The following is a 6,069-nucleotide window of genomic DNA, read 5'->3' on the forward strand; positions in this document are numbered from 1 at the left end:
GAGTGCAATGAAGGAAAAATCTAAATAAAAGCATAAGCTTGTGTTCTTCGATGGTTCACCACAAGCTGATGCGCTGGGGCCGGCCCTTTAGCGGCGTCAATTCAAGAATCGTGAAAGAAATTAAAACAAGCCCGGTGTTCAAGCGCAGCAAATGGCCTGGGATGTTGGATTTCCTCATCGATAATCATTATGACGACGCCACAATTGTCAGTTCCGATTCCGTCGCAAAATGGGCCGCCGTCAATTACAATACTGTCTGGCGAATGAAAAATTATTTGCTGGAAAAAGAATGGCTCGTTCTCATCAATAGGAATGGGCTTATGCGCTTCAACCCAACCTTGGTTCTCGTGAAAAATCGTCACGATCGGATCATAATTGCGATTAGAAAAATTAGCTACTGACTAAAATTTCCGGCATGTCAGTCGTCATCAGTGATACAGGTTTTAGTCCAGTGTTATTCTTTTCTGCAGGGTGAGTAGTTTCCTTATCGGCGACGGTCGTTCTGCTGGCTTTCCATTATCGGCAGCTGACGACCTTGAAGATCAGATCGATGCTGTGCCTGAAACCATTGACCTAATTCGGCTACTAAAGGCGTTGTGTGAGTCTGGCGTGCGGACATGCGCTGGCCGGGTGAGATGCCCCACGCGGCAGCATGATACCGCCTGCTATTGACTTGTACGCCTGATTGGCGTACAAAAAGGCAGTAACAACGAATTTAAGGAGGCTGACATGTTGGCTTTCCGTGAAGAAGATAGCGATATTAACGAAAAGAGCAGCGAAAGGATGAACTTTCGCACCAAGCCTCGGATCAAGAAGGCCATACAGCGCGCGGCGGCTCTTTCCGGTGTAGATGATTCAGTCTTCACCATGAGTGCGGCTTACAAGGCAGCGATGGAAACCATTGCTGCGCATGAGCACACGCTCTTGCAACCCGTAGACCATGAAGCATTCTTTATGCTTCTTGATAATCCTCCGGAGCCGACCGCAGATTTAAAGGCGGCGTTTGCCCGGCATAGGAAGACGGTCGTTTCCAGGTGACACAAGGTAGTAATGATCTGATTATTATTGAGCCGTTCGATCCAGCCAAACATGATCGATCGGCTTTTTCTTGCGGCGTGCCGCAAGTTGATAATTTCCTTAAGCTTACGGCGAACAAGCTGTCTAAAGCAGATGCAATTCGTGTCTTTGTGCTGACGGATGCCGCAAACAGACTGATTGGCTTTTATGCGCTCAATGTTCATTCCGTCAATTACAGCGATCTTCCCGGACACTATGCCAAAAACCGACCAAGCCACGGCAAAATCCCCGCCGCATATATTTCAATGATTGGTGTGGACAGTCGTTTTCAGGGGCAAGGATTCGGAGAAAGCCTTCTTGTTGATGCCATGGAACGGATCGTTATGATTTCCGACCAGATAGGCATAAGCGTTATAATGCTCGATGTGTTAGATTGCGGCGACGAGAAGAACACTGCGCGAAGGCTGAGGCTCTATACCGAAAGATTCGGATTTACGTCTTTGCCTTCAAGTCCACTTCGTCTTTTCATTCCGGTTAAAACCGTCAAGGCAGCTCGGATAGGATGATAACCAGTTATCGTCGTATCTTACGAATACACAAGGCAATAATGATAGCTATAAACTGCGATTTTTCGCTGTGTTCGCTTTTGCCATTATGTGAACGGGAATGCGAAGGGGCCATGCAACAACAGGCCCGCGTTTTTTTCCCAAAGTGAGCGAAACCCTCGGCTCATGTGCCAACCCGGCAAACCGGAAGGATGCTTACCAGAAGCATCCTTCCGGTTTCACCTGAAAAGGCCGTTGTCTGATCACTTTGCATGCTAGGGAATTAGTTCTTGCACGCTCTAACATCAGATTACCGCAGCGAGGCGAAAGTCGAATAAGGTGCGACTCCTGCAGAGAAACAGCCGACTCCACTTTCTCTCCCGCAGACTCGATCAAAGCGTTCACTATCGTCTTGGGGCAGAACGGGCTATAGGCTGTGGCGTGCAGTTCCGATGCGCCGCATAGCGGCTCGTCTCATTGGATGAACTCCTCACGACGCTGACGTTGTGTTCTTTGGCCGACAGGCATGAATTCCGACGATTGCAAAATCTGACACACCGCGCGGGCTTTGCAAGAGGACGATTATGCCAGAGCAGCGCCAATTTTCCCCGGCTTTGTCTTCTTTGCGACCGCTCACGCTGCAAAATTGATTTAATCGCATCCTGCAGAGCCCGCTGTTGCGGCGTGTCATTCGATTTGCACGACGGGAATTCACCCGACGGTCAAAGGACAAAGAAAATGGCCAACATTGGTCATGTTATCCGCAAAGAAGACGGTTCCTATCACGGCAAACACACCACTCTTACCCTCAACGCTCCGATTGTGATAATGCCCGTCAGCAGGATCAGCGGAGCACCTGACTTCCGGATAATGTCCGGACAGGCCAAAGTCGGTGCCGGCAGGATCCGCATCAACAAGATCACCGCAGCACCCTACATTACGATCATGCTCGATAACCCGGAACTGCCGCGCCGCGTCCACGCCAATCTCGGACAGACAGCCGGTCAGGACGATCCGGATCTCTTCACCGTCATCTGGAACCGTCCCGGAACACGCAGCTGAAAGACTAAGCCCGCCGCAAGGCGGCTCATTTTCGCATCAGTTAACACTTAACGAGACTGCTATAGATCTGGCAGATGTAAATTGGGGATCAGATATACGGCTTCTACACGACCATTGGTGGAGGCATATTCCTTACCAGATGGCGAAACCAAAGAGAATGGCAAACCGCAGTTTACGGCTCATGCTACTGTCTCGAATATTTCCATGACAAGATAAACGTACAAAAGTCTGTGATTTGAAGAGAAGTTTGGTCGACCTCATTGCCTGAATAGTCGCCAAATATCCCCATTAAAACTAAGACGAATGTGCAGCCGGTCAGCTAGTAAAAATAAAACTGAAAATCTAGAATCCCCATTTGGTTACAGTAAGTTTTTCTTCTATGAGAGTACTGGGTAGCTGGGGCCAAGAGTCGGAAATAATCACTCCACCTCTGTGCCCCATCTATAAACTGAGCAGAGGGAAATAATATGATTCATCTAAAATGTATCGAGGAAAATATAGATCTGTTATTTTCAGTGTTCGGATGGACAAGTTTGCGTACCAAGCAAATCTATCAAAAGTATGATTGATATATCATTTAGTTCATGACGTTGAGGTTAAGATATGAAATGGTCCGAATTAGCTGCATTATGCAACAGTTCTGTGGCTAAAATAACAATATTAACACCAATACTTGGTACATTTATCCTTTTTAACCAATCTCTGGGCAGACGACTAGATCTGAAGTTTCATGAAGATTATATCAGTGGGGGTTACGGAATTGTTGCTTGGTTACATCAACACTCCATGGAGTTCCTTTACTTCGGACTCTTGCTTATGGGGGTTGCAACCTTCCTGTTTCAATTAATGTCTCCAATGCAAATGAAACTGAAATTGGATTCGTTCAGCTACGCAGCCTATTGTGCCTCTGTCGAAAGCTTGGCGCGTTTAGATACCGAGTTAAAAGAATTACTAATAGTTATAGCTGATTCATCAACGAAGCTAACGGAAGCTGTCGAACAGTCAAGAGAGTTAGTCAATCACCTATTTGGGGATATTAATTTTTTAATTGCCGAAAACAGGAACGTCGTGGCAAATCTAGGTAGAGATCTGGTAGTTGACCAGAAGTTATCAGCGGTGCTTATCGCACGTGAAGTCTTGAAGCCAAACCTTAGATTACGCCATCTGATGGGGCAGGCCGCTCAAGAGCGCCAAGTAGATTTATATTACTGTAATTACAAAGTTCAAGATGAACTATTACCCAAGATACGGAAGCCAATCGCAGTAATTGCGGCGTTATCTTTATTTCTCCTTATCGTGCCGACACTCACAACAATTCTTGTCATCGCCGGAGTTAAATTATGAAGTGGATATCAAATCTAGTCGAGCCAATCTCGAGTTCGGTTACTCTCCGGCTGAAAGGCTTTGATGAGCCTTTTTCCGAATATCTCAGGAGCAGGTTTGATCAGCTCGGCCTAGTTAGGACGATTGTTGACCAACACAGAAACGTTTCTATTGAGTCAGTGTATGTGCAACCATTTCTCGCGATTGAAAATAACACTATAGATGAGAAAGAACTTCTGGCGCGCCTCGAAAATGGTGAATCTTTTGTAATTGAAGGGTTTGGCGGGTCTGGCAAGTCGATGCTGGTAAGAACGCTATGGCGCACTCTAGCAAAGCGGGGTGAAAAGGTACCTCTCCTCGCTGAAATGAGAAACATACGGTCGGAAGTTGGATCGCTAACAGATTATATACTCAAAACTTGCTTCGGCAACGCGTCACTTTCACAAGATCAGTTCCACGCCTTACTTTCAGACGGCAGATTTGTAATATTGTTGGACGGATTTGATGAATTGAGCCGTGCTGACAAGAAAATCATTGAAGAACAGGTGTTAGATCTGGCGGAGCGATTTCCGTCAATCAGCGTTGTTGTAACAGGTCGTCACGATCCGCGATTTTCTTCTTGGATTAGATTCACATGCGCTAGAGTAGTAGGTCTGACATATAAACAGTTCTGTGAGTTGATTGATCGAATAGATTTTGAACCATCGACGAAAGCGGCTTTTCAAAAACGTGCTGATGAGGAATTCTTTAACAAGCATGTAGAATTTCTGTCGAACCCTCTTCTGGCACTGATGATGCTAGTTTCATTTGGTGAAAATGCGGAAATTCCTAGTAAGTTAAGTATTTTTTATAAGCAGTGTTTCGATGCCCTTTTCAGAAAGCACGACGCAATGAAACAAGCCTTCGAACGGGAAAGAGCATTAGATAGAATAGATTTTGAACGGGTCTTTTCGGTATTCTCATTTTTGACACATCAAGACAAACAAGTATCATTTGGTGACAATTATTTTCACGAAATTTTGTCAAAGTCTCTGAAATACTTAGGTATAGGGCAAGATAAGAAAAGCTCTATTGAAATTGACATGATCGAAGCGGTTAACTTGATAGCGAGGGAAGGTGATTATTTCTTTTTTATTCATCGCTCGTTTCAAGAGTATTTTGCTGCTTGGTGTGTAACGAGAGTGATGGTCGACGAGGCGGAAGATGCACTCACTATATTTGCTGACGATCAGAACAGTACCGCATTCAAGTTATGCTGTGAATTGCACGAAGATCTAGTTATAGAAAAGTATTTAATACCGGAATATAATAGGATTAGTAACTTACTATTGTACGAAGAGTCAGGATCCGACAAAGCAATACAACTAAATACTCAAAATTACCGTGGCAAAATGGGTTGTCAGACTTGGTTAAAAGTCGATGGTAGTTTATCAGTCTATCTGAACGGTTGGACTTTCCGACCGATTAGCGAAGTGTCTAGATTTTATAGGTGTGCCGCTCATATAGATCAAAATATTGCGAAGCTCGAAATTCAAAGAAAAGATTATGAATTAACTATTCCTGGGACATACTGCACGGCGACTTTCGTAACGAAAGAGGATAAGAGCGAAGTAATGGAACAGGGCTCCCTCGTAATGTCGCTGCAAAATGGTGAGGTTCAATGTACAATTGAGGACATCTTAGATGTTGCCGCAATTACAGAGATAGAACGTTGGGTCAATAAGGTAAGGGTTCAGTCGAAAGAGTTGGTGCGAGAGCTTGAATGGGTGACAGGGGAAATGAATTTGGCACTTTGGAAGTTATTCGGGAACGGTAAAGCGGAAAAGCCAAAGCTACTACAGTTAGCTATTTCGCGATAAAAGGGGGACCAGCTTCTTTTATATATTTGGGTGTCGCGATACAGCGACACCTTCTTCATTCGGCGCCTAATCTGAAATACTAATGTAGCTGAAACGTATAAGCGCGTAAGCTCGTATCGAGGTTCCATAATTATGCTTATGCAATCGATGTGTATAACGGCAATATACAGATGCGACACATGGGCAATTTAGAGATGCGACAATTTTTGCCTCTCTTGCCCTTTTCAAATCGAACGCGGAAAGGAAGACTGGGCTTTCAGCAG

The 6,069-nt window shown here is 45.1% G+C and carries 6 protein-coding genes; all 6 read left to right on the top strand.

The window, feature by feature from the left end:
- The first annotated feature begins 50 nt into the window (after positions 1-50).
- The 6 genes from QSJ70_RS25995 (at position 51) to QSJ70_RS26020 (ending at position 5,806) form a co-directional block, all read left to right on the top strand.
- On the top strand, positions 51-401 hold the full coding sequence (locus tag QSJ70_RS25995; protein WP_285540935.1) for a hypothetical protein: 351 nt from the start codon (positions 51-53) through the stop codon (positions 399-401).
- Between the two features lie 328 nt (positions 402-729).
- Positions 730-1,038: a type II toxin-antitoxin system TacA family antitoxin gene (locus QSJ70_RS26000; RefSeq protein WP_285540937.1), complete on the top strand. Its 309-nt coding sequence runs from the start codon at positions 730-732 to the stop codon at positions 1,036-1,038.
- A complete protein-coding gene (locus QSJ70_RS26005; protein WP_285540938.1) occupies positions 1,035-1,583 on the top strand; it encodes a GNAT family N-acetyltransferase in 549 nt (182 codons plus the stop codon). The genes QSJ70_RS26000 and QSJ70_RS26005 overlap by 4 nt, the downstream gene beginning before the upstream one ends.
- 717 nt (positions 1,584-2,300) lie before the next feature.
- Positions 2,301-2,624: a DUF736 domain-containing protein gene (locus QSJ70_RS26010; protein ID WP_285540942.1), complete on the top strand. Its 324-nt coding sequence runs from the start codon at positions 2,301-2,303 to the stop codon at positions 2,622-2,624.
- Positions 2,625-3,227: 603 nt separating this feature from the next.
- Positions 3,228-3,968 (top strand): hypothetical protein, encoded by a 741-nt coding sequence (locus tag QSJ70_RS26015; protein WP_285540944.1) that lies wholly within the window; start codon positions 3,228-3,230, stop codon positions 3,966-3,968.
- Positions 3,965-5,806, top strand: coding sequence for an NACHT domain-containing protein (locus QSJ70_RS26020; RefSeq protein WP_285540946.1), 1,842 nt, complete (start codon positions 3,965-3,967; stop codon positions 5,804-5,806). Before QSJ70_RS26015 ends, QSJ70_RS26020 begins: the two co-directional genes overlap by 4 nt.
- Positions 5,807-6,069 lie beyond the last annotated feature (263 nt).

Source organism: Brucella sp. NBRC 12950 (genome assembly GCF_030268145.1).
Taxonomy (GTDB): Bacteria; Pseudomonadota; Alphaproteobacteria; order Rhizobiales; family Rhizobiaceae; genus Brucella.